Origin of the sequence: Alloactinosynnema sp. L-07 (assembly GCF_900070365.1) — a bacterium.
Classification (GTDB): domain Bacteria; phylum Actinomycetota; class Actinomycetes; order Mycobacteriales; family Pseudonocardiaceae; genus Actinokineospora.
On sequence record NZ_LN850107.1, the window covers coordinates 1,316,923 to 1,338,705 of the forward strand.

Below are 21,783 nucleotides of genomic sequence, written 5' to 3' on the forward strand. Positions count from 1 at the left end.
CCGCGGCGCCCGCGCCGTGCGGCCGGAGAACACGCTGGCCGCCTTCCGCTACGCGCTGGCCAACCCCGATGTGTCCACTTTGGAGCTTGACACGGGCGTCACCGAGGACGGCAAGGTCGTGGTGATCCACGACCGGACCGTCAACGGCTCGCACTGCGTCGACACCGCCCCCGTCACCGCGGGCGACCCGGAGTTCCCGTATGTCGGCAAGCGCGTGCGTGACCTGACGCTGGCGCAGCTCAAGACCATCGATTGCGGCTCCAAGACGCTGCCCGACTTCCCCAAGCAGCAGGCCGCCCCCGGTGAGCGCGTCCCGACCCTGGGCGAGGTGTTCGACGTGGTGCGCGCCAGCGGCCGCACCGACATCGGGCTCAACATCGAGACCAAGATCAGCCCGACGGCCGACGACACCGCGCCGTACGAGGAGTTCACCCGCAAGGTCGTCGGCGAGATCGGCCGCGCGGGCTTCGCCAAGCGCAGCACGCTGCAGTCCTTCGACTGGCGCACGATCATGCTGGCGCGCAAGCTCGACCCGCGCCTGAAGACGGTCGCGCTGGTGTGGCAGTACGGCCCGGCCGAGTGCGCGGCCCTGGCCGACGAGTGCTCGCTGCAGGCGGCCTACGGCGACCCGTCGGTCAAGAGCCCGTGGACCGGCGGCCTGGACTGGTGGAAGCACCAGGACCTGGCCAAGCTCGTCCGCCAGTCGGGCGCCACCACGGTGTCCTCGAACTGGCAGGTGCACGACCCGGCCCAACCGACCGTGGTCAACAGCGACTGGTACCTGCGCCAGAGCCCGGCGTACTACCACGGCCCGGATGTGAAGACCTTGCGGCGCAAGGGACTCAAGGTCGTCCCGTACACCGTCAACGACGAGCCCACGATGCAGCGCGTCATCGACCTCGGTGTCGACGGCGTGATCAGCGACGACCCGGACCTGCTGATCAAGGTCGCCATCCGCAACGGCCTGAGGTAGCAGGCGAGGTCTCCCACCGCCGAGAACGGTGGGAGACCTCGGCTCAGGACAGCGGGGGAGCGAACACGTTCGGCAGCTTCGCCGCGGCGGGCTTGTCGAGCAGCCACAGGGTGCGGCGGGCACCGCGGGCGCCCGCCGCCGGGAGTTGGACCTCGCCCGCGCCGCCGAGGGCCATGGCGACGGCCGCGGCCTTGGCGTCGCCCGCGGTCACCATCCAGACCTCGGCCGACTGTCGGGTGGTGGCCAGGGTCATGCTGATCCGGGTGGGCGGGGGCTTGGGGCAGTTGCGCACCGCGACCACCGTCCGCTCGGTCTCATACACCGCGGGCGAACCGGGGAACACCGACAGCGTGTGCCCCTCCTCGCCCAATCCGAGCAGGCAGACGTCGAAGGTCGGCACGGGGCCGTGGTCCTCCGGGCCCGCCTTGCCCGCCAGCAGATCGGCGTAGTCCGCCGCCGCCGCTTCCGGGTCGTTGCCGAAGCGGCCGTCGGAGGGGGCCATCGCGAAGACCCTGTCCGGCGACACCGGCACGTGGTCGAGCAGTGCCGCGCGGGCCTGCGTCTCGTTGCGGTCGGGGTGGCCCGATGGCAGGAAACGCTCGTCGCCCCAATAGAAGTCGAGTCGACTCCAGTCGATGGCGTCGCGGGCGGGGGCGGCGCGCAGCTGTTCGAGCACACTGATGCCGGTGCCGCCGCCGGTCAGCACGACCGACGCGTAGCCGCGCGCGGCCTGGACGTCGACCAGGCGGGTGACGAGGCGGGCCGCGGTGGCGGCCGCGAGTAAACCGGGGGCCGGGTAGACGACGACCTGGGGGCGACTCATGACGCCGCCTTCGCGCGCGCGGGCTTGGCCTTCGCCGCCGCCGCCGTTTTCGCGCCCGTCGCCTTGGCGGTGGCCGACTTCGCGGTGGTCTTGGCCGCGGTGGTCTTCGCCGCGCTGGGCTTGGGCGTGCTGGGATTGGGTGATGCCTTCGCCGGTGCCCGCTTCGCCGCCGGTTTGTCCTGGGTCGCCGCCGGGGTCCGGCCGCGGGTGATCTTCGCCAGGCCCCTGAGGGTGGCCTCGTAGATCTCGTCCGGGTCGAGCCTGCGCAACTCCTCCGACAGGCAGTCGCGGACCTCGCGGCGCTGCAGCGCCACCCGGCGCGCGGGCTGGCCGGGCTGGTTGAGGGTGCCGACCTTGCCGTCCGGCCGGTTCAGCACCACCTTCCCCGACCGCCGCTCCAGCTCCACGTGCACGATGCCCTCGCCGGCGGCCGCCTTGACCCGCGTGACCGGCACCTTCAGGAACGTCGCCAGCCACGCCGCCAGCAGGTCCGTCGACGGCGAGCTCGCCGCGCCGCTGACCATGGCGGCGGTGACCTTCTCGTACGGCGGCAGGTCGAGCGAGGCCGCCAGCACGGCCCGCCACAGGGTCAGCCTGGTCCACGCCAGGTCGGTGTCGCCCGCGGTGTACTGCTTCTGCCGGATCTCCAGCGCCCGGTTCGGGTTGCGGTCGGTGGCCGAGTCGGTGATGCGGCGCTGCGCGAGTCGGCCGATCGGGTCGTCCGACGGCTTGGCGGGCGCCTCGAACGGCCACCACGCCACGACCGGGGCGTCGGGCAGCAGCAGCGGGATCACACAGCTGGCGCCCTCCTCGGCCAACGGGCCGTAGAGCCGCAGCACGATCACCTCGCTGGCGCCCGCGTCGCCGCCGACGCGGATCTGCGCGTCGAGGCGCGCGGCGGCCTTGCGGGCGCCGCGCGCCACCACGATCACCCGGCACGGGTGTTCGCGGCTGGCGTCGTTGGCCGCGTCGATGGCGTCCTCGGTGCGCTCGCCGTCATCGGTGACGATCACCAGCGTCAGCACCCGGCCCAGGGTGGTCGCGCCACCCTGCTCGCGCATGTGCACGAGTTTGGTGTTGACCTGGGAGGTCGTCGTCGAGGGCAGGTCGATGATCAAGGCCGCCTCCTGCGTTCTTGCGGGACACCCGCACCCGGTCGGCGTCCTTGGTCGGGAAAGCGATTGTCGATCAAGGCCGCCTCCAGTGGCGTCCGGTCCGGGAGAGCATCTTGTCGGCCGAGTGCGGCCCCCACGTGCCCGCCGGATAGCCCTCCGGCTTGCCCGCGGTCTTCCAGTACTTGAGGACCGGCTCCAGGATCTGCCAGGACAGCTCGACTTCCTGGTTGACCGGGAACAGTGACGGCTCGCCGAGCAGCACGTCGAGGATCAGCCGCTCGTAGGCCTCGGGGGAGGACTCGGTGAACGCGTGGCCGTAGGAGAAGTCCATCGAGACGTCGCGGACCTCCATGGTGGTCCCCGGCACCTTCGAGCCGAACCGCATCGTCACGCCCTCGTCCGGCTGCACCCGCACGACCAGGGCGTTCTGCCCCAGTTCCTCGGTGGACGTGTCGTCGAACGGCAGGTGCGGCGCGCGCTTGAACACCACGGCGATCTCGGTGACCCGCCGCCCGAGCCGCTTGCCGGTGCGCAGGTAGAACGGCACCCCGGCCCAGCGGCGCGTGTTCACCTCCAGGGTGATCGCGGCGTAGGTTTCGGTGGTCGAGGTCTTGGCGAACCCCTCCTCCTGGAGCAGGCCGAGCACCTTCTGCCCGCCCTGCCAGCCGCCGAGGTACTGCCCGCGCGCGGTGGTCTCGCCGAACGGGCCGACCGCCTTGGTCGCCTCCAGGATCTTGATCTTCTCCGTGCGCAGCGCGCTCGGGTTGAACGAGACGGGCTCTTCCATCGCGGTCAGCGCGAGCAGTTGCAGCAGGTGGTTCTGGATGACGTCGCGGGCGGCGCCGATGCCGTCGTAATAGCCCGCGCGCCCACCGAGGCCGATGTCCTCGGCCATGGTGATCTGCACGTGGTCGACGTAGTTGGCGTTCCAGATCGGCTCGAACAGCTGGTTGGCGAAGCGCAGCGCCAACAGGTTCTGCACGGTCTCCTTGCCGAGGTAGTGGTCGATGCGGAACACCGACTCCTCGGGGAAGACCTCGTTGACGACCTTGTTCAGCGCCACCGCGGAGGCCAAGTCGTGCCCGAACGGCTTCTCGATGACCACCCGCCGCCACTGCTCCGGCGACTCGGGTGTGGCCAGGCCGGAGCGGGCGAGCTGCTTGGTGACGATGGGGAAGGCGCCCGGCGGGATGGAGAAGTAGAAGGCGTGGTTGCCGCCGGTGCCGCGGTCCTCGTCGAGTTCCTTGATCGTCGCGGTCAGGTTGTCGAAGGACGCGTCGTCGTCGAAGGTGCCCGGCACGAACCGGAAGCCCTCGGCCAGCCGGTCCCACACCGCCTCCCGGAACGGAGTGCGCGCGTACTGCTTGACCGCCTCGTAGACGACCTGCCCGAAGTCCTGGTTCGCCCAGTCGCGGCGGGCGAAGCCGACCAGGGAGAAGCCCGGCGGCAGCAGACCGCGGTTGGCCAGGTCGTAGATCGCGGGCATCAGCTTCTTGCGCGACAGGTCACCGGTGACGCCGAAGATCACCAGGCCGCACGGCCCGGCGATGCGCGGCAGCCGCTTGTCCCGCTCGTCGCGCAGCGGGTTTGTCCACATCCGGGTCACCGGCTCACCTCGGCGAGCGCGGTGACGAGGTGGGCCAGACCGGCGGCGCGGTCGGTGAAGTGCAGACGCAGCACGGGCCTGCCGTGCTCGATGAGCACCTGGCCGTCGCCGAGCGCCTGCGCGCGCTGCAGCACGCCCAGCGTGTACGGGCGGTCGGGCACCGCGAGGTCGTCCTCGACCGCGCCGGTGACCTGCAGGAACACGCCGTTCTGGTGGCCGCCCTTGTGGTATTGGCCGGTCGAGTGCAGGAACCGCGGACCCCAGCCGAAGGTGGTCTGCAACTCGCTGCGCCGGGCCAGCTCCGACCGCAGCAGCACGGCGGAGGCGTCGTCGAGGCGGTCGAGGTACACCTGGATCGACAGGTAACCGAAGTCCGGCGCGGACTCGATGAGCGCGGTCAGCGCGCCCGCGAGCGAGTCCGTGCCATCGGGCAGCCAGCCCTCCGAGGCGTGCACCTCGACCGGACCGTCCACAAGCGACGGAGTGGCCTCGGTGTCGTCCTGGGGGGCGTCGAGCAGCGCGCGCGCCGCCTTCTTCGCCGCCTCGACGTCGGGCTGGTCGAACGGGTTGATCCCGAGCAGCCTGCCCACCACCGCGGTCGCGTACTCCCACAACAGGAACTGCCCGCCCAGCGGCCCGGACGTCGAGATGGCGCCGCCGTCGGGGCCGACGCCGATCGTCGTGGCGTCCTCGCCGGCGTCGGCGAAGCCGGGGGACTCGGGCTTGTCGACGACGACCGGCAGCAGGCCGGTGCCGTTCTTGCCGGTCGACTCCGCGACGAGTTGCTCGGCCCAGTCGCCGAAGCCCGCGATGCCGGAGCCGGTGTCGGCGATGACGATCTTCTCCGCGCCGCGCGCGTGCGCGCCGCCGAGCGCCGAGGCGAGGACGAACGCCGGATTGTCCGGGCCGTCGACGCTCAGCACCGCCGCGGCCGCCGCCGCGTCGTCCAGCAGCGCGGCCACATCGGCGCCCGCGAGACCGGAGGGCACGAGGCCGAACGCGGTCAGCGCCGAGTAGCGGCCGCCTACGTTCGGGTCGGCCAGGAACACCTTGCGGTACCCGGCCTCGACCGAGGCGGCCTCCATCGGAGAACCAGGGTCGGTGACCACGACGATCCGCGACGCCCCGTCGATTCCCTCGGCGGCGAACGCCTCGGCGAAGATCCGCCGGTGGCTGTCGGTCTCCACAGTGGACCCCGACTTGGACGACACCACGAGCACGGTCCGCGAGAGATCACCCGCGAGGGCGTCGGCCACCTGGCCGGGATCGGTGGTGTCGAGCACGACGAGCGGCACGCCCGCGGTGCCGGTGATGACCTCCGGCGCCAGCGACGAGCCGCCCATGCCCGCCAGCACGACCCGGTCGACGCCCTCCGCGCGTAGCTCCGCGCGGAGGGCGTCGATCTCGGCGAGCAGTGGGCGCGAGGTCTCGTGCAGCGTGGTCCAGGACAGCCGGACGGCCGACTCCGGCTCCGCGTCCGGACCCCACAGCGTCGGGTCCTGCGCCGCGAGCTTCGAGGCCACCTTGTCGTCCACCAGTTGTTGGACGAGCGGAGCGGCTTCCTCGGTGAGCCGCTGGTCGTTGATGGTTACTGCGACGGTCTCTCCGGGGTCAGCCACGGCGGCCTCTCTACTCAGTGACTACTTAGCCTTATCAAGTTGACCTTGAACTGTGTCCAGCAGCTCGGTCCACGACTTCTCGAACTTGTCCACGCCCTCGGTCTCGAGGACCTGATACACGTCGTCGATGTCGATCCCGACCGCGGCGAGCTCGTCGAAGACCGCCTGCGCGGCCGGGCCGGTGCCGGTCACGGTGTCACCGCTGATCTTGCCGTGATCGGCGACGGCGTGCAGTGTCTTCTCGGGCATCGTGTTGACCGTGTCGGCGACGACAAGATCATCGACGTACATGGTGTCCACATAGTCCGGGTTCTTCACCCCGGTCGACGCCCACAGTGGACGCTGCGCCCGTGCGCCCTCGGCGGCCAGGGCTTCCCAGCGCTCGCCGGAGAACACCTCCTGGAACGCCGCGTAGGCGAGCCGCGCGTTGGCGACGGCCGCCTTGCCCCGGAGAGCGAGAGCGGCGTCGGTGCCGATCGTGTCAAGCCGCTTGTCCACTTCGGTGTCCACACGGGAAACGAAGAACGAAGCGACGGACTCGATCGCCTTGAGGTTGTGGCCGTTCTCCTTGGCCTTCTCCAGCCCGGACAGGTAGGCCTCCATCACCGCGCGGTAGCGCTCGACCGAGAAGATCAGCGTGACGTTGACGCTGATGCCCTCGGCCAGGGTGCGGGTGATCGCGGGCAGGCCCTCGACCGTCGCCGGGATCTTGACCAGCAGGTTCGGCCGGTCCACGGTCTTCCACAGGTCCTGCGCCTCGGCCACGGTGGCCTCGGTGTCGGCGGCAAGGCGCGGGTCGACCTCGATCGACACCCGGCCGTCGACGCCGTCGGTGGCCGAATGGTGGCTGCGGAACAGGTCGCACGCGTTGCGCACGTCGGTCGTGGTCAGCTCGCGGACGACCGCGTCGAGCGAGGCGTCACGGGCGGCGAGCTCGCGGACCTGCTCGTCGTAGGCCTCGCCGTCGGACAGCGCGCCCGCGAAGATCGTCGGATTCGTGGTGACGCCGACGATGTGCTTGTCGCGGATCAGCTCGGCCAGGTTGCCCGAGGTGAGCCGCTCGCGGGACAGGTCGTCGAGCCAGATCGACACACCCGCGTCGGACAGGGCCTTCAGATTGTCGGTCACTTCTGGCCTCCGTTTGCGGTCAGGGAGCGGCGGGCGGCGGCGACGACGGCCTCGGTGGTGAAGCCGAACTCGCGGAACAGCGTCTTGTGGTCCGCCGACGCGCCGAAGTGCTCGATGGAGACGATCTCGCCGGTGTCGCCGACGAAGCGGTGCCACGGCTGGGCGATGCCCGCCTCGACCGCGACGCGCGCCTTGACGTTCGGCGGGATCACGGTGTCGCGGTAGGACTTGTCCTGCGCGTCGAACCACTCGACCGACGGCATCGACACGACCCGCGTCGGCACGCCGTCGGCCTCCAGGGCCGCCCGCGCCTCGACGGCGAGCTGCAACTCGGAGCCGGTGCCGATCAGCACGACCTGAGGGGTGCCGCCGGTCGCGTCGGCCAGCACGTAGCCGCCCTTGGCCACGCCGGCGGCGGCCAGCTCCTTGGTGCCATCGAGCACCGGGAGGTTCTGGCGGGTCAGCGCGAGGCCGACCGGGGCGTCGGACTGCTCCAGGATCGCCTTCCACGCCGCCGCGGTCTCGTTGGCGTCACCCGGGCGCAGCACGACCAGGCCCGGGATCGCGCGCAGCGCGGCCAGGTGCTCGATCGGCTGGTGGGTCGGGCCGTCCTCGCCGAGGCCGATGGAGTCGTGCGTCCAGACGTAGGTGACCGGCAGCTTCATCAGCGCGGCCAGGCGCACCGCCGGGCGCATGTAGTCGGAGAAGACGAGGAACGTGCCGCCGTAGGGTCGGGTCGGGCCGTGCAGCACGATGCCGTTGAGGATCGAGCCCATGGCGTGCTCGCGGACCCCGAAGTGCAGCGTGCGGCCGTACGGGGTGGCGTTCCAGTGCTTGGTCGCCGCCGCGACAGGACCGAACGAGTCGGATCCGGCGATCGTGGTGTTGTTCGACTCCGCGAGGTCGGCCGAGCCGCCCCACAGCTCCGGCAGCAGACCGCCGATCTTGTTCAGCACGTCGCCGGACGCCTTGCGGGTCGCCACGCCCTTCGGGTCCGGGTCCCAGCTCGGCAGCGCCTCGACGAAGCCCTCGGGCAGCTTGCGGGCCGAGGTCCGGTCGAGCAGCTCCTTGCGCTCGGGGTTGGCCTGCGCCCACTCCTCGAACGAGGTCTCCCACTCGGCGCGCGCCGACTTGCCGCGCGCGGTCACCTCGCGCGCGTGCGCCAGCACGGCCGGGTCGACCTCGAAGTTCTTGGCCGGGTCGAAGCCCAGGATCTCCTTGACCGCGGCGACCTCGGCGTCCCCGAGCGCGGCGCCGTGCGCCTTGCCGGTGTTCATCAGGTTCGGCGCCGGGTAGCCGATCACCGTGCGCAGCAGGATGAACGACGGGCGGGTGGTCTCGGCCTTGGCCGCCGCGACCGCGTCGAGGATGCCCTGGACGTTCTCGCCGCTGATGACGGTCTGCACGTGCCAGCCGTAGGACTCGTAGCGCTTGGCGGTGTCCTCCGACAGCGCGATGCGGGTGTCGTCCTCGATGGAAATCTGGTTGTCGTCGTAGAAGACGATCAGGTTGCCCAGGTCCTGGCGGCCCGCGATGGACGAGGCCTCGGAGGTCACGCCCTCCTCGATGTCGCCGTCCGATGCCACCACGTAGACGTGGTGATCGAAGACACTCTGGCCATCGGCGGCATCGGGGTCGAACAGGCCGCGCTCGCGGCGGGCGGCCATCGCCATGCCGACCGCCGAGGCCATGCCCTGGCCCAGCGGGCCGGTGGTGATCTCCACGCCCTTGGTGTGGCCGTGCTCCGGGTGCCCCGGGGTCAGCGAGCCCCACGTGCGCAGCGCCTGGATGTCCTCGATCTCCAGGCCGTAGCCGGAGAGGAACAGCTGCAGGTACTGGGTCAGGCTGGAGTGCCCGCAGGACAGCACGAAGCGGTCGCGGCCGATCCAGTCCGGGTCGCTCGGGTCGTGCCGCATCACGCGCTGGTAGAGGGTGTAGGCCAGCGGGGCCAGGCTCATCGCCGTGCCCGGGTGGCCATTGCCGACGTTCTGCACCGCGTCGGCGGCCAGCACCCGGATGGTGTCGACCGCACGCTTGTCGAGGTCGCTCCAGTCCTCGGGCAACACCGCGGTGGTGAGTTCGGTCAGTGTGACGTCGCTAAGGGGGACATCGCTGCTTACGGACACGGACTTGAGCTCCCACTTCCACATCTGGCGGTGTCGGCACGATCTTCCACCATCGGGCTCTCTAGATCGATCCCGCAGGCGGCGACCCGGCTCGACCCGCATGTCATCCCTGGTCCGGTGGTCAGCGTAGTCCGCGCCGTGCGGGAGTGTGATTCGTGACCGATTCCCGGCCCCGCCAGGCCACCCGCTAAGGGTCTTCGAATACCGCGCGGTTAACATTTCCCACGGTGCCGCGAGACTTCCCGCGGCCCGGACGCAACCGCCGTGACCGGCGTCTCACCTGGTCACGGGCAGACTTGAGGAGCGCGATGTCGTCGGTGACCCCCGTGCCCGCCGACGCCCGCCCAGTGCAGGCGCCGAGCCGCTCGGCGGTGGTCAAGGCCTACATCGCCCTGACCAAACCCCGCATCATCGAGTTGCTGCTGGTCACGACCGTGCCCGCGATGCTGCTGGCCGAGCGCGGCATCCCGTCGCCGTGGCTGGTGCTCACCACCCTGTTCGGCGGCACCATGGCCGCGGGCAGCGCCAACGCCCTCAACTGCGTGGTCGACGCCGACATCGACGCGCTGATGAAGCGCACCAAGCAGCGCCCGCTGGCTCAGCACGTCGTTCCCAAGCGCAACGCGCTGATCTTCGGCGTGGTCCTGGGTGTGTTCTCCTTCGCCTGGCTCTGGGCCACCACGAACCTGCTCGCCGCAGCGATGGCCGTCGGCGCGATCCTGTTCTACGTCCTCGTCTACACGATGATCCTCAAGCGGCGGACGTCACAGAACATCGTCTGGGGCGGGGCCGCCGGGTGCATGCCGGTGGTCATCGGCTGGTCGGCGGTCACCGGCGACGTCGGCTGGCCCGCGTGGGTCATGTTCGGCGTGATCTTCTTCTGGACCCCGCCGCACTTCTGGGCCCTGGCGATGAAGTTCCGCGACGACTACGCCGCCGCGGGTGTGCCGATGCTGCCGGTGGTCGCCACGCCGCGGCAGGTGGCCAGGCAGATCGTCATCTACTCGTGGGTGATGGTCGCCTGGACGCTGCTGCTCATCCCGGCGACCGGCTGGGTCTATCTGGCGTTCTCCCTGCTCGCGGGCCTCTGGTTCCTGATCTACGCCCACAAGCTCTACAACGCGGTGCGCCGCGACGAACCCAGCAACCCGATGAAGCTGTTCCATCTCTCGAACAGCTACCTCACGCTGGTGTTCGTCGCGCTCGCCGTCGACTCCGCGCTGGCCCTCCCCGTCGCCGGGTGGCCCTTCTAGTTCGTCAGCGCGTAGTCCCGCACCGTCATGGAGTCGTGCATCCTGATGCCCTTCTCGTTGAGCTTGGCCACGGCCTGGCTGACCCGGCTCGGCAGCGCCGAGACCAGGCGGCCGCCATGGACAAGCGCCCACAAGCCCAGCCTGGATGACGGGATCAGCGTCTTCGCCACGCCCAGTGCGAACGCCCGGCTCCGCTCGACCAGATCGTGCATCGCCCGCTCATACGCCGGAAACGCGCGCTCGTGGTCGCCGTCGGCCGCCGCGAGTTCACCCGCGAGGACATAGGCGCCGACCACCGCGAGGCTCGTGCTGCCACCGACGGCGGGGCCAGGGCAGTACCCCGCGTCGCCGACGAGCGTGACCCGGCCGCGCGACCAGGTGTCCATCTTGATCTGGCTGATCGAGTCGAAGTAGAACGTCTCGCTCCGCTCGACCTCCCGTAGCCAGCCGTCGACGTCGGGGTGCATGCCGGTGCAGTGTTCGAGTAGCAGCTCGCGCTGCCGTGCGGTGTCGCGGTAGTGGTAGTCGAGCCGCCGTCCTGGCCGAAAGGTGAACACCGCGCGGGCGTCATCGATGTGGTCGGCGCTGTAGAGCAAGGCCATGCGGCCGACCCCCATGTGGGAATACGCGTTCGAGCCTGGCGCCAGGTCCTTGGGGACCGACGCCACCGCGAGGTACGCGCCGATGAACGTGCTCAGCTTGGACTCCTCGCCGAACACCAGCTCCCGTACCCCCGAGTGCAGGCCGTCCGCGCCGATCACCAGGTCGAACCGGCGGTCCGCGCCGTTGGTGAAAGTGACTCCGCCGTCCGGGGCGATCGACGTGATCATGTCGCCGAAGACGTATTCGGCCCGGTCGCGGCTCGCGTCGTAGTAGATCTCGCTGAGGTCGTCGCGCATGATCTCGACGTGCCGGTCGCTGGTGGCGGCGTACAGCTTGGACAAGTCCACCGCCACCGGCCGAGACACGCCCTCGCGCCAGACGGTCATCCGGTTGGTCCCCGTGGCCTTGGCCTGGATCCGATCGATCAACCCCATCCGCTCGGAGATCTCCATCGAAGGTCGGAACAGGTCGATCGCGTGCCCCCCGGTCTTGCGCAGCGCCGGGGCGCGCTCGACGACTGTCACGTCGTAGCCGTACTCGGCCAGCCAGTAGGCCAGCACCGGCCCGGCGATGCTCGCGCCCGAGATCAGAACCCGCATGCCTATCTCCTTACTTAACGGAAGGTAAGTATGCGATCGAGCTTACCATCCGTAAAGTAAGTAGCCGTGCCGAAACCGACAGACACCCGCGCCCGCATCCAGGCCGCCGCGCGCGACCTTTTCGCCCGCAAAGGCGTGCAGCGCACCAGCCTGCAGGAGATCGCGGACGAACTCGGTATCACCAAGCCCGCGCTCTACTACCACTTCGGTTCCCGCGAAGACCTGGTCCGCAGCATCGTGCAGCCAATGCTTGACGCAGGCGAGGCCTTCGTCGCCGCGCAGGAGGCCCGCGGCGATGTCGACCCGAGGGAGCTGCTGGAGGGGTACTTCGACTTTCACTACCAGCACCGCGCCGAGATCGTCTGGGTGCTCACCGAGTGGACCACCCTGGTCGAACTCGGCCTGTTCGACACCGTCCTGGCCTGGCGCGCGCGCCTCGCGGTGCTCCTGTTCGGCCCTGAGTCGACGCTGGCCGAGGAGACCAGGGCCGTCGTCGCGCTCGGCGGCCTCCAGGACTGCACGATCCAGTTCCCGGACGTCCCCGCCGCCGAGCTGCGCGCGGCCTCGGTCGCCGCGGCCTGCGCCGCGCTAGGAGTCGACTGATAGTCCTAGGGTGGCCGTTCTAATCCGGTAGCCGGACTCCGGTCAGGGTGTCGAACAGGTGTACCTGGCTGGGGTCGATCCCCAGCCCGACCTGCATGCCCCGACCCGGCACGTTCCGCCGGTCGCAGCGCGCCACCAGAGCGATCTCGCCGTATGGGGTCGAGGCGGTCAGGTAGAGGTAGTTGTCCTCACCGAGTTCCTCGACGGCCTCCACCGTGGCGTTGATGCCCGAGCCCGCGCCGACGACGCGCAGGCCGCTGGGCCGCAGTCCGACGGTGATCGCCTTGCTCTTGAGGGCGGCCCGCTGGCGCGGGGTGGTCGGCAGGTCGTAGGGGCCGAACCGGATCAGCGAACTGCTGATGACGGGAACCTCGACCAGGTTCATCGGCGGTGACCCGGTGAATCCGGCGACGAAGACGTTCGCGGGCCGGTCGAACACCCGCCGGGGCGTGTCGACCTGCTGGAGCTTGCCGTTGTTGAGCACTGCGACCCGGTCGCCCATGGTCATGGCCTCGACCTGGTCGTGGGTGACGTAGACCGTGGTGGTGCCGAGCCTGCGCTGCAGCGAGGCGATCTGGGTGCGGGTCTGCACCCGCAGTTTGGCGTCCAGGTTCGACAGCGGCTCGTCCATCAGGAACACCCGCGGCTCGCGCACGATGGCCCGCCCCATCGCCACCCGCTGCCGCTGGCCGCCGGAAAGCTTGGGCGGCTTGCGGTCGAGGTAGGGCTCCAGGTCGAGCATCCTGGCCACCTCGGCCACTTTCTGGTCGATGTAGGTGACCGGCTTCTTGGCGATCTTGAGCTGGAAGCCAAGGTTCTCCGCGACCGTCATGTGTGGATACAGCGCGTAGTTCTGGAACACCATCGCGATGTCGCGCTCGCGGGGCGTGGCGTGGGTGACGTTCGATCTACCGATGTGGATCGCGCCTCTGTCCACCGACTCCAGACCCGCGAGCATCCGCAACGCCGTTGTCTTCCCCGACCCGGACGGGCCGACGAGGACCATGAACTCGCCGTTGCGGATCTCCAGGTCAAGCCGGTCCAACGCGGGCAGATCGTTGCCGGGGTAGACGCGCGTGGCGCCCTGATACGAGACGGAAGCCATGCGCCTGCCCTCACCCTGCCCGAGTGTTAACTGTTAAGTTTCGCAAGATGTCAGAATGTGCGCCGGAACACAAGGTCTAAACCACGGCGGACAGCAGGCGTTCGACAGTCGGATCATCCAATGACTCGCGGATGCAGGCCCACAGTTCCAGGTTCGCTGTCGCCCACCGTGAGTACGCGGCCGCGGCGGCGGGGGAGTAGAAGTAGAAGCCCTCGTCGTGCGCGTCGCGCTGTTCGCCGACGATCTTGTCGGCCAGTTCGCGCAGGCTCACCCCGTTCTCGGCGAGGTACTTGTGCGCCAGCACCACCGGGGTCACCGGCAGCGCCTTGAACAGCGTGTCCGCGTCGCTCAGCGCCTGCGCCTCCAGCGAGATGCCGCGGTGGCGGGTGCGCATCTCCGCCTCGTCGACCAGGGCGTCGATCCGGTCGATCAGGCCATGGCGCAGGCCCGCCTCGGTGAGGATCGTCCGGCGCAGGTCGCTGCCCGCCGCCGCGACCGAGTTGCGGCGGACCAGGTAGTTGACGTCGTGGACCAGGGCGGCGGTCTCCACCACGGCGGTGTCGGAGCCGTTCAGCCGGGAGAACTCGACGGACTTGTCGCGCACGAAGCTCACGTGGTGCCACCCGTGGAAGGGCAGGCTGTCGCGCAGACAGAGCGCGTGCACGCGGTTGGCGACAAAGGCGATGGCGGCGGTGCTGATCGTGGACACGGGAACCCCTCCCGAGCGGTGAGAAAGCCGGGCGGGGTTGATGCTAAATGTCAGATCCGGCCGGTCAGCTCCTCCAATCGGGATTCGACGGGCACGTGCCGGTGCCCGATCCGGGTCGCCGGGTCGAAGGACAGGCTGGCCCTGGTCACCGGGCGGGACTTCACCAGGAACGTCATGGTCGAGTCGGCCGCCACGGGGATGCGGTGGAACTCGTCGGCCAGCAGGTAGCCGGAGTCGCCCGCGTGGCACTCGGTGCGCCGCAACAGGGTGGCCGAGGTGATCAGGCCGGTGTCGGGGTCGAGGGTCGTGGCGTAGCGCTCGTGCAGGTAGCCGCCACTGAGGATCACCGTGCAGAAGTGGTAGCGGTGGTTGTGCACCGAGTCGGCGTAGCCGGGGCGCCAGTCGGTCTGCGGTTTGTACTCGTGCAGCCAGAACGTGAACGGTTCGGCCGCGCGGTCGCGCAGGCACCACGCGAAGTGGGTCGTGGTCTCCCTGGACCGCTCGGCCAGGGCCGCGGCTCGTTCCGGGCCGAGGCTGAGCAGGTGCGCCCGCAGCATCGATCTCAGCGCCGGTCCGTCCATCCACGATCCGAAGGTGTCGTGCACCGCCGACCACCGGCGCACGGGGGTGCGACGCATCCGGTCGGCGAGTTCGGACAGCGCGGTGGACAACTCGATCAGCCCTTCAGTTCGGCTTTCGCGGAGAACTCGTGCCGGAAGGCGTGGAACTTCGCCTCCAGCGCGCGGAACTTGTGGTCGGACAGCGTGGTACCGGTGACTTTCGCGAAGTGCGCCAAGAACTCCGGCCTGCTGGTGTCGGGGGTGATCTGGAACCGGCCCGCGTCGCGGGCGGCGCGCAGTCGGGTGAAGTCGGCGCGCTCCATGGCGTAGATGAACGACCCCTCCGAGAACCGCAAGGTGCGCGGATACAGCGAAGCCACGCCCGCGACGTCGCTGTAGAGCGTGACCCAGACGCTGTCGTCGAACATCTCCACCCGGTCCAGCGGCGGGTCGGCGATCACCGTCACGTCGATCACCGTGCACCGCGCCCTGGCCAGATACAGCCCGACCAGCCCGATGCTGATCTCCTCGTGCAGCGTGGCCTGGATGCGCTCGTAGTCGGCGTCGACGCCCGCGTGGCGCATCAGGTGGCGGGCCCGGCCGCTGATCGCGGTGCGCTCGCGCGGGTCGGCGACCACGGCCCGGACTTCCCACTCGGCGTTGGAGTGCAGCAGGCGCACGGCGGCGTAGCGGCCGGAGAAGCCACGGAACCAGAACTGCCTGGTGGCCTTGAGATCGCGCATCATCAGCGCGTTGAACGCCGGGTCGGGATCGGTGGTCGCCTCGAAGACGTGGGTGGGGAAGAATTCCTGGTTGAGCGAGCGGTACTCCGCCGACAGCTCCCGCAGCGCGCGCCTGCTCTCCTCGATCACCGGCGTCACCATCGCCCGCTGCGCGGCGCTCGCGGTGATCAGCGTCTGACCGAACCCGACGACCGCGGAGACCATGGTGCCGGTACCGAGCGCGGCGAGCAGACTCTTCGGCGTTCCTTGGGCCAACTCGCCCGCCGCCCACATCGCCGCGCCGGACACCACGAGCAGGAGAAGCAGCAGCAGACCCGTGCGGGTCCAGAACAGTTCCTTGATCGGACTGACCGCAGCCGCGTTGCCAGGTGTCGAGCCATAAGCCCCGGCCTGCGCGGGCACGGTTGGTCACCTCCTTGGCGGGCACCGGAACGGAAGACTGTCAGTATCCGATCAGGCGCGCGGAGTTACTTTACGCGCAGATCCACACCCGTGGAATGCGAAATTCGGGTGAGTGTTCCCGTTCCTGCACACCGGGTGCGGGCCGGTCGGGCGGCTTTTCTAGACTCGGGCACCATGCGTAACGTCGGCAAGATCATGATCGCGGCTGCGGTGGCGGTGGGCCTGTCGGCCTGTGCCCCCACGGAGCAGGCCTCCACCCAGTCCGCCGGTGGCCCGAGCAGCCCGGCCGCCGCCTCGAAGCCCGCCTCGAAGCCTGCCCCGGCCACGACCAGCGCGGCCGCCCCGGCCACCACGACCGCCGCCGCCACGGGCTCCGCGTGCACCGCGAACGACGTCAAGGTCGTCGGTGAGCCCAACGCCAAGGCCACGATCACCGTGCCGGGCGGCTGCTCGGTACCCAAGGATCTGATCACCAAGGACTTGGCGCCCGGCACCGGCCCGGAGGCCAAGGCGGGCGTCACCCTGGTCGTCCACTACACGCTGGTCACCTGGTCGGACAACGAGCCGCGGGAGTCGTCCTACGACGGCGGCCGCCCGTACCCGCTGCAGAACCTCGGCAAGTCCGGCGTGATCGCCGGGTGGAACCAGGGTCTGATCGGGATGAAGCAGGGCGGGCGCCGCTTGCTTATCGTCCCGCCTGGGCTGGCCTACGGAGACAAGGGCAGCGGCCCCATCAAGCCGGGTGAGACCCTGGTATTCGTCGTCGACGCCGTGCAGGTCACTTCCGCTTAGAATTCGCGTCACCCTATCGGACGATGCGAGCGATATCGGCCCGTGCCAGCATGGATCTCCTGGGAGGCATGCCGCGCATTCACATCTCTTTCGTTGGATGCGCGGCTATGAACTGAGGGGATTTATGTCCGACAAAGATCGATCTTATTTCCGCGCGCCCATTGCGCGAAGAATGTTCATGGTCGCGACCACGGCGATGGTGTCGTTCGGGATGCTGTCCCCGACAGCTTCCGCCGAACCCGCCGCGTACGCGTATCCCGTTCGGCCCGGCACCGCGGGATGGGCGGCGCTGACCACCCATCAGGACATGCGGCGGGTCACGCAGCTCCCCGCCGACGTGGTCAAGCGCATGCCGACGAACGCGCTGGTCTCGACCGTGCTCGACTATCCGCTCTTCCTGGACGCCCTCGCGTACAACGACGTGCAGGTCGGATTCGAGAAGGTGGCCACCGGATTCAACGGCCTGCAGGAACTCCTGCGCCGACCGGACTCCGGTTCGGCCCTCCTGCGTCGGTACCAGGCGTTCGACGCGGCGATTCCCGCGGGCTCGTCGGAACTGGCGGCAGGCAACCGCACCTACGACGTGTGGAAGCTGGAGATGCTCCTGGCCCAGCCGCAGATCCTGCGCACGCTGCCCGGCGACAAGGCGGACACGCTGCTGAAGGCGGGCCTGGCCAAGGACAGGGTCAAGCGCTCGCACGCAAACGTCTACGGCAAGGCGGGGCTGGAGCCGACGGCGGTCATGATGGGCCGTGCGCTGGCCGAGCGTGAGGGCTGGGACTGGCGTTCCTCGACGCTGCTGCGCACCGCGAGCCCCGAGGGGGAGGTCGAGGCCGACCAGGTGGCGGAGCTGGTCCGGCGACACTTCGCGGAGCCAGGGGTGGCGCATCCGATCAGCACACTCGGCACGCTCGACCATGGCGGCACGGTCTACACCCCGAAGGGAACCGCGGTGGCGGTGACCGTCACGACCTACGAACTTTCCGCCGCGCAGATCAACTCGTTGAACCAGTATGTGGCGTCCAACTATCCGAACGCGACGCGTGAGACCAACGCGTCCCGGCGGTACAACTGCCATTCGTATGCCTGGTACAGCGCGTCGACGTCCAATACGTACTGGATGGACACGCCGAACGACGACAAGTACTGGAATGACGGAAGCTACAAGCTCTGGCACCCGCCGTACGTCTGGTTCGCGAACATGAAGGCGTCCTGGAAGTCGGACGATCATTCCGGGATCAATGACGGCACGAGCAGTTATATCCGCTCGAAGTGGGGCCAGCTGCCGCGTATGCGGCATTACTACAACTACACCCCGTACGACGACACGTCGATCTCGTACTACTTCCGCTGACAACTGATTCAGGGGGATCGTGCCTGGCGCGATCCCCCTGAACGGCTGTCACGGGATCAGCAGCAGCTTCGCGGTGGTGCGGCGAGCCTGGAGATCCTCATGGGCCCGACGCGCGTCGGCCAGTGGGTAGCGGCCGCCGATGCCGATGGACAGGGTGCCAGCGGTGATCGCGCCGAAGAGGTCGTTCGCGCGCCAGCGGAGTTCCTCCTCGGTCGCGGTGTGGTCGCTGAGTTTGGGGCGGGTGAGGAACACCGACCCGGCGGCGTTGAGCCGCTGCGGGTCGACCGGGTCCACCGGGCCGCTGGCCGCGCCGAACAGGGCGAGCACGCCGCGCGGGTGCAGCACCGAGAGGCTGCCGTCGAAGGTGGTGCGGCCGACGCCGTCGTAGACGGCCGCGACGCCCTCGCCGTCGGTCAGCTCGCGGGTGCGCGCGACGAAGTCCTCCTCGGTGTAGCGGATCACCTCGTCGGCGCCCGCTGCCATGGCGAGCCGCTCCTTGTCCGAAGTGGACACCGTGCCGATGACCTTCGCGCCGCGCGCCTTGGCCAGTTGCACCAGCAGCAGGCCGACCCCGCCTGCCGCGGCGTGCACCAGGATCGTGTCGACCGAGCGCACCGGGTATGTCGAGGTCACCAGGTAGTGCGCGGTGAGGCCCTGCAGCATCGCCGCGGCGGCGGTCTCCTCGCTGACCCCGTCGGGGATCCGCACGGCCACCGTCGCTCGCACGACGACGTATTCGGCGTAGCTGCCCAGCGCGTCGGCCCAGGCCACCCGCTCGCCGACGGTGAACCCTGAGTCCTCGCCGACCGCCTCCACGGTCCCGGCGCCCTCCAGGCCCAGCACGAACGGCCGGGGGAGCGGATAGAGCCCGCTGCGCTGGTAGATGTCGATGTAGTTGACCCCCGCCGCGGCCACGCGGACCAGGATCTCGCCCGGTCCGGGCGTCGGGATGTCCCGATCGGTGTAGGTCAACACTTCCGGGCCGCCGGTCTCGGCGACCTCCACTGCCTTCGCCATGGGACAAGCATGCCCGAGTGGGCCGCCTCATATTGGCTGGGTGCGATCACCCGCCAGGTCCTAAGCTCGGCGCGTGGCTGACGAGAACACCGAACCGCAGGTCCCCGCCCAGGCCGTCAAGGCCGCCACCGCGTTCGTCGCGGCGCACGGCGCCCCGACCAAGGCCGTGGTGCAGCACATCGGCCGCAAGGGCGCCCGCGTGGTGCTCGTCGGCGACGACGGCGCCCTGGGCGACGTCATGGTCCCGGCGCCCGCCGCGGGCGAGGCGCTGGTCGAGCGGGTCGCGGGCCTCGAGCTGTCGGAGTGGGACCGCGAGACGGTGTCGGCGACCAAGATCGGCGCGGGCCACCGCCGCAAGATGGCCGCGAGGATCCGGGGCTGACGTTTTCCGGTGAGCCTCTGGCGCAATCGAGGCTTCCTGCTGTTCTGGGCCGGTCAGACCCTGTCCGTGCTCGGCGGCTCCATCTCGCTGCTGGCGCTGCCGCTGCTCGTGCTGGAGTCAACCGGCTCGATCGTGCACATGGGCATGATCACCGCGCTCGTGGGTGTGGTCACCGTGGTCACCGGCCTGGTCGCGGGTCATGTGGTCGACACGGTCGACCGGATGTCCATCCTGGTCTGGTGCGACTGGGCGCGCGCGGGTCTGCACCTGCTCATCCCGGTGGTCTGGCTGTTCGGCGAGCCACTGTGGGTCCTCTACGTCGCCGCCGGGGTCGGGGCGGCGCTGACGATGTTGTTCCAAGTCGCCTACATCACGGCGGTGGCCGGGCTCGTCGCGCCTGATCAGCTCACCGAGGCCAACGGCAAGCTGCAGAGCGGGTTCGCCGTGGCCGCCATCGCCGGGCCGGTGATGGCGGGTGTGCTGGCCGGGATCGTGGGGCCCGCGTGGGCCATCGGGATCGACGGGCTCACCTACATCGCCTCGGCGGTGAGCTTGCTGTTCATCCGGCTGCCCCCGATGGACTCCGCCGCGGTCGGCGGGATCAAGGCGGGCTTCCTCGTCGGCTTCCGGTTCCTGTGGGGCCACCGGATGCTGCGCGCGCTCACTGTTCTCCTGACCGCGCTGACCTTCGTGACCATGGGCGCGCGCGATCTGCTGGTGTTCCGCCTGGGCGGCGAACTCAGCCGCGGCACGTCGACCGTGGGCGCGGTCATGGGCGTGGCGATGGTCGGCTCGATCGGCGCGGGCCTGGTCGCCGCGGCGGCGCGCAGGCGGCTGGGGTTCGGGGCGTGCTGGCTGGCCTCGGCCGCGCTGATCGGCGGGTCGATCGCCGCGTTCGGGTTGTCCGACGATCTCGGGGTGGTCGCGGCGGGCGCGACCGGGCTGATGTTCGGGCTGACGCTCGCCGGGATCTGCTCGATGTCGCTGCGCCAGGAACTCACGCCCGCCCCGCTGCTGGGCCGGGTGACCTCAGCGTTCTGGACGGTGCACTACGCGTCGGGGCCGCTGGGTGCCGCGGCGCTCACGGTGGCGGCGGGGCGGTTCGGCGTGGGCTCGGTGGCGCTGGTCGCGGTGGGGCTCTGCGCGGTGATCGTGGCGGCGGGCGCGGTCTCGCCGCTGGGCCGCGGGTAGTCCCGGGTCCCGCACCAGAGCGCGGCCGCGGCGATGATCACGCACATCGCGCCGAGGACGTGCAGGGACACCAGCATCTCCGGGACCCCGGTCCAGAACTGGATGAACCCGAGCGACCCCTGCGCGATGACCGTCGCCAGCAGGATGACGAAGCGGGTGCGCAGCGTCCGGTCGCCGTAGACCAGGAAGCCCGCGGCCAACAGCATGCCGAGGAAGACGAACAGGAACGACGAGTGCACGTGCGCGAGGGTCTCGACCGGGAGGTCCAGGCGGGGAGTCTCGGAATCGCCCGCGTGCGGGCCGGCGCCGGTGACCATGGTGCCCGCGATCAGCAACCCGGTCAGGACCGCGACCATGCCGATGAGCACGCCCCGCAGCCCCGAGGGCCCGCGTCGGATGGCCGGACCGTCACCTTCGTCGACCGCGTAGACAAGGAGGACGGCGAGCCAGACCATGGCCGTCGAGACCATGAAGTGCACCGCCACGGTCCACCACAGCAGGTCGAGCACCACGGTCGCCCCGCCGATGACCGCCTGCACGACGACCCCGACCGGCATGATCAGCGCGAGCCGGACGTACCGGGCCCGCCGCGGCCGGTCGAGGTAGGCCAACACGAACGCGGCGAACGCGATGAAGCCGACGACGCCGGTCAGCATCCGGTTGCCGAACTCGATCCACTGGTTCAGCGCGGCGAACTCGGGATGCTCGACGGGCACCATGCTGCCCGGGTGGCACTGCGGCCACGTGGTGCAGCCGAGGCCGGAGCCCGTCACCCGCACGACTGACCCGGTCACCGCGATGAGCGCCTGTGTCACCACCACGGCGATCGCGACCGCCCGCTGCGTGCGCGCGCTCGACCCGGGGAGACGTTCGATCCGGTCCTTCAAGGATGGCACCCGCCGATGGTAGGCGGGCCCGCCTGAGAGCCGGTTCGCGGCCGGGGTGAGTGTGTCCCCTCTCGCATCTTGCGCGACGGCGGTGAATTCCGAGCCATCTTCCGCGGGAATGCCCACGCAGCGATCATGAGCTACTACACTCGGTCGTCAGAGGGCGAACTCCCCCATCGCCTCTCTTAAGCTG

Annotated in this window: 18 protein-coding genes and 2 pseudogenes; 7 read left to right on the top strand and 13 right to left on the bottom strand. The window is 69.9% G+C overall.

Annotation, left to right across the window (positions count from 1 at the left end; all coding sequences use genetic code 11):
- Nucleotides 1–10: 10 nt before the first annotated feature.
- Nucleotides 11–973 (top strand): annotated as a pseudogene (locus BN1701_RS37120) (glycerophosphodiester phosphodiesterase family protein); the annotation flags it as partial.
- Between the two features lie 43 nt (nt 974–1,016).
- Here BN1701_RS37120 and pgl read toward each other — a convergent pair.
- The 6 genes from pgl to tkt form a co-directional block, all read right to left on the bottom strand.
- A complete protein-coding gene (pgl, locus tag BN1701_RS06335) occupies nt 1,017–1,796 on the bottom strand; it encodes a 6-phosphogluconolactonase (RefSeq protein WP_054046373.1) in 780 nt (259 codons plus the stop codon).
- On the bottom strand, nt 1,793–2,914 hold the full coding sequence (gene opcA, locus BN1701_RS06340; protein ID WP_054046375.1) for a glucose-6-phosphate dehydrogenase assembly protein OpcA: 1,122 nt from the start codon (nt 2,912–2,914) through the stop codon (nt 1,793–1,795). The genes pgl and opcA overlap by 4 nt, the downstream gene beginning before the upstream one ends.
- A 70-nt stretch (nt 2,915–2,984) precedes the next feature.
- On the bottom strand, nt 2,985–4,517 hold the full coding sequence (zwf, locus tag BN1701_RS06345) for a glucose-6-phosphate dehydrogenase (RefSeq protein WP_054046377.1): 1,533 nt from the start codon (nt 4,515–4,517) through the stop codon (nt 2,985–2,987).
- On the bottom strand, nt 4,514–6,136 hold the full coding sequence (locus tag BN1701_RS06350) for a glucose-6-phosphate isomerase (RefSeq protein ID WP_054046379.1): 1,623 nt from the start codon (nt 6,134–6,136) through the stop codon (nt 4,514–4,516). The genes zwf and BN1701_RS06350 overlap by 4 nt, the downstream gene beginning before the upstream one ends.
- A 21-nt stretch (nt 6,137–6,157) precedes the next feature.
- On the bottom strand, nt 6,158–7,264 hold the full coding sequence (gene tal, locus BN1701_RS06355; RefSeq protein ID WP_054046381.1) for a transaldolase: 1,107 nt from the start codon (nt 7,262–7,264) through the stop codon (nt 6,158–6,160).
- Entirely contained in the window at nt 7,261–9,351 is a 2,091-nt protein-coding gene (gene tkt, locus BN1701_RS06360) for a transketolase (RefSeq protein ID WP_231949821.1), read from the bottom strand. The genes tal and tkt overlap by 4 nt, the downstream gene beginning before the upstream one ends.
- Nucleotides 9,352–9,698: 347 nt before the next feature.
- Between tkt and BN1701_RS06365 the strand changes: the two genes are divergently transcribed.
- A complete protein-coding gene (locus BN1701_RS06365; RefSeq protein WP_082859681.1) occupies nt 9,699–10,643 on the top strand; it encodes a heme o synthase in 945 nt (314 codons plus the stop codon).
- Here BN1701_RS06365 and BN1701_RS06370 read toward each other — a convergent pair.
- On the bottom strand, nt 10,640–11,845 hold the full coding sequence (locus BN1701_RS06370) for an FAD-dependent monooxygenase (RefSeq protein WP_054046385.1): 1,206 nt from the start codon (nt 11,843–11,845) through the stop codon (nt 10,640–10,642). The two genes, BN1701_RS06365 and BN1701_RS06370, sit on opposite strands and share 4 nt — an antisense overlap.
- 66 nt (nt 11,846–11,911) lie before the next feature.
- Here BN1701_RS06370 and BN1701_RS06375 point away from each other — a divergent pair, with 66 nt between their 5' ends.
- Entirely contained in the window at nt 11,912–12,448 is a 537-nt protein-coding gene (locus tag BN1701_RS06375) for a TetR/AcrR family transcriptional regulator (protein WP_054046387.1), read from the top strand.
- 19 nt (nt 12,449–12,467) lie between these two features.
- Here the strand turns inward: BN1701_RS06375 and BN1701_RS06380 are convergent, their stop codons facing one another.
- The 4 genes from BN1701_RS06380 to BN1701_RS06395 all read right to left on the bottom strand — a co-directional run bounded on the left by BN1701_RS06380 (nt 12,468) and on the right by BN1701_RS06395 (nt 15,877).
- On the bottom strand, nt 12,468–13,553 hold the full coding sequence (locus tag BN1701_RS06380) for an ABC transporter ATP-binding protein (protein ID WP_054046389.1): 1,086 nt from the start codon (nt 13,551–13,553) through the stop codon (nt 12,468–12,470).
- 76 nt (nt 13,554–13,629) lie between these two features.
- On the bottom strand, nt 13,630–14,262 hold the full coding sequence (locus BN1701_RS06385) for a hypothetical protein (protein WP_054046390.1): 633 nt from the start codon (nt 14,260–14,262) through the stop codon (nt 13,630–13,632).
- 50 nt (nt 14,263–14,312) lie between these two features.
- Nucleotides 14,313–14,942 carry a hypothetical protein gene (locus BN1701_RS06390; protein WP_054055670.1) on the bottom strand — a complete coding sequence of 210 codons (630 nt, stop codon included), beginning with the start codon at nt 14,940–14,942 and terminating at the stop codon, nt 14,313–14,315.
- Complete coding sequence (locus BN1701_RS06395) at nt 14,939–15,877, bottom strand: hypothetical protein (protein WP_231949823.1); 939 nt, start codon at nt 15,875–15,877, stop codon at nt 14,939–14,941. The genes BN1701_RS06390 and BN1701_RS06395 overlap by 4 nt, the downstream gene beginning before the upstream one ends.
- Nucleotides 15,878–16,141: 264 nt before the next feature.
- On the opposite strand from BN1701_RS06395, the gene BN1701_RS06400 reads away from it, so the two are divergent.
- Nucleotides 16,142–16,759: an FKBP-type peptidyl-prolyl cis-trans isomerase gene (locus BN1701_RS06400; RefSeq protein WP_054046394.1), complete on the top strand. Its 618-nt coding sequence runs from the start codon at nt 16,142–16,144 to the stop codon at nt 16,757–16,759.
- Nucleotides 16,760–16,937: 178 nt separating this feature from the next.
- On the top strand, nt 16,938–18,113 hold the full coding sequence (locus BN1701_RS06405; RefSeq protein ID WP_157367790.1) for a hypothetical protein: 1,176 nt from the start codon (nt 16,938–16,940) through the stop codon (nt 18,111–18,113).
- A 48-nt stretch (nt 18,114–18,161) separates the two neighbouring features.
- Here BN1701_RS06405 and BN1701_RS06410 read toward each other — a convergent pair whose 3' ends face one another.
- On the bottom strand, nt 18,162–19,130 hold the full coding sequence (locus BN1701_RS06410) for a quinone oxidoreductase (RefSeq protein WP_054046398.1): 969 nt from the start codon (nt 19,128–19,130) through the stop codon (nt 18,162–18,164).
- 73 nt (nt 19,131–19,203) lie between these two features.
- Here BN1701_RS06410 and BN1701_RS06415 point away from each other — a divergent pair, with 73 nt between their 5' ends.
- Entirely contained in the window at nt 19,204–19,512 is a 309-nt protein-coding gene (locus tag BN1701_RS06415) for a hypothetical protein (RefSeq protein WP_054046400.1), read from the top strand.
- Between the two features lie 66 nt (nt 19,513–19,578).
- Nucleotides 19,579–20,598: pseudogene (locus tag BN1701_RS06420) on the top strand (MFS transporter); the annotation flags it as partial.
- On the opposite strand, the gene BN1701_RS06425 reads toward BN1701_RS06420, so the two are convergent.
- Nucleotides 20,562–21,599 carry a heme A synthase gene (locus BN1701_RS06425; protein ID WP_231949508.1) on the bottom strand — a complete coding sequence of 346 codons (1,038 nt, stop codon included), beginning with the start codon at nt 21,597–21,599 and terminating at the stop codon, nt 20,562–20,564. The pseudogene BN1701_RS06420 and the gene BN1701_RS06425 sit on opposite strands and share 37 nt — an antisense overlap.
- Nucleotides 21,600–21,783 lie beyond the last annotated feature (184 nt).

What these genes read in the sequence shown, in the direction of transcription:
- pgl (WP_054046373.1), bottom strand. Translation starts at nt 1,796, where the DNA reads ATGAGTCGCCCCCAGGTCGTCGTCTACCCGGCCCCCGGTTTACTCGCG.
- BN1701_RS06365 (WP_082859681.1), top strand. Translation starts at nt 9,699, where the DNA reads ATGTCGTCGGTGACCCCCGTGCCCGCCGACGCCCGCCCAGTGCAGGCG.
- BN1701_RS06370 (WP_054046385.1), bottom strand. Translation starts at nt 11,845, where the DNA reads ATGCGGGTTCTGATCTCGGGCGCGAGCATCGCCGGGCCGGTGCTGGCC.
- BN1701_RS06380 (WP_054046389.1), bottom strand. Translation starts at nt 13,553, where the DNA reads ATGGCTTCCGTCTCGTATCAGGGCGCCACGCGCGTCTACCCCGGCAAC.
- BN1701_RS06400 (WP_054046394.1), top strand. Translation starts at nt 16,142, where the DNA reads ATGCGTAACGTCGGCAAGATCATGATCGCGGCTGCGGTGGCGGTGGGC.
- BN1701_RS06405 (WP_157367790.1), top strand. Translation starts at nt 16,938, where the DNA reads ATGGTCGCGACCACGGCGATGGTGTCGTTCGGGATGCTGTCCCCGACA.
- BN1701_RS06410 (WP_054046398.1), bottom strand. Translation starts at nt 19,130, where the DNA reads ATGGCGAAGGCAGTGGAGGTCGCCGAGACCGGCGGCCCGGAAGTGTTG.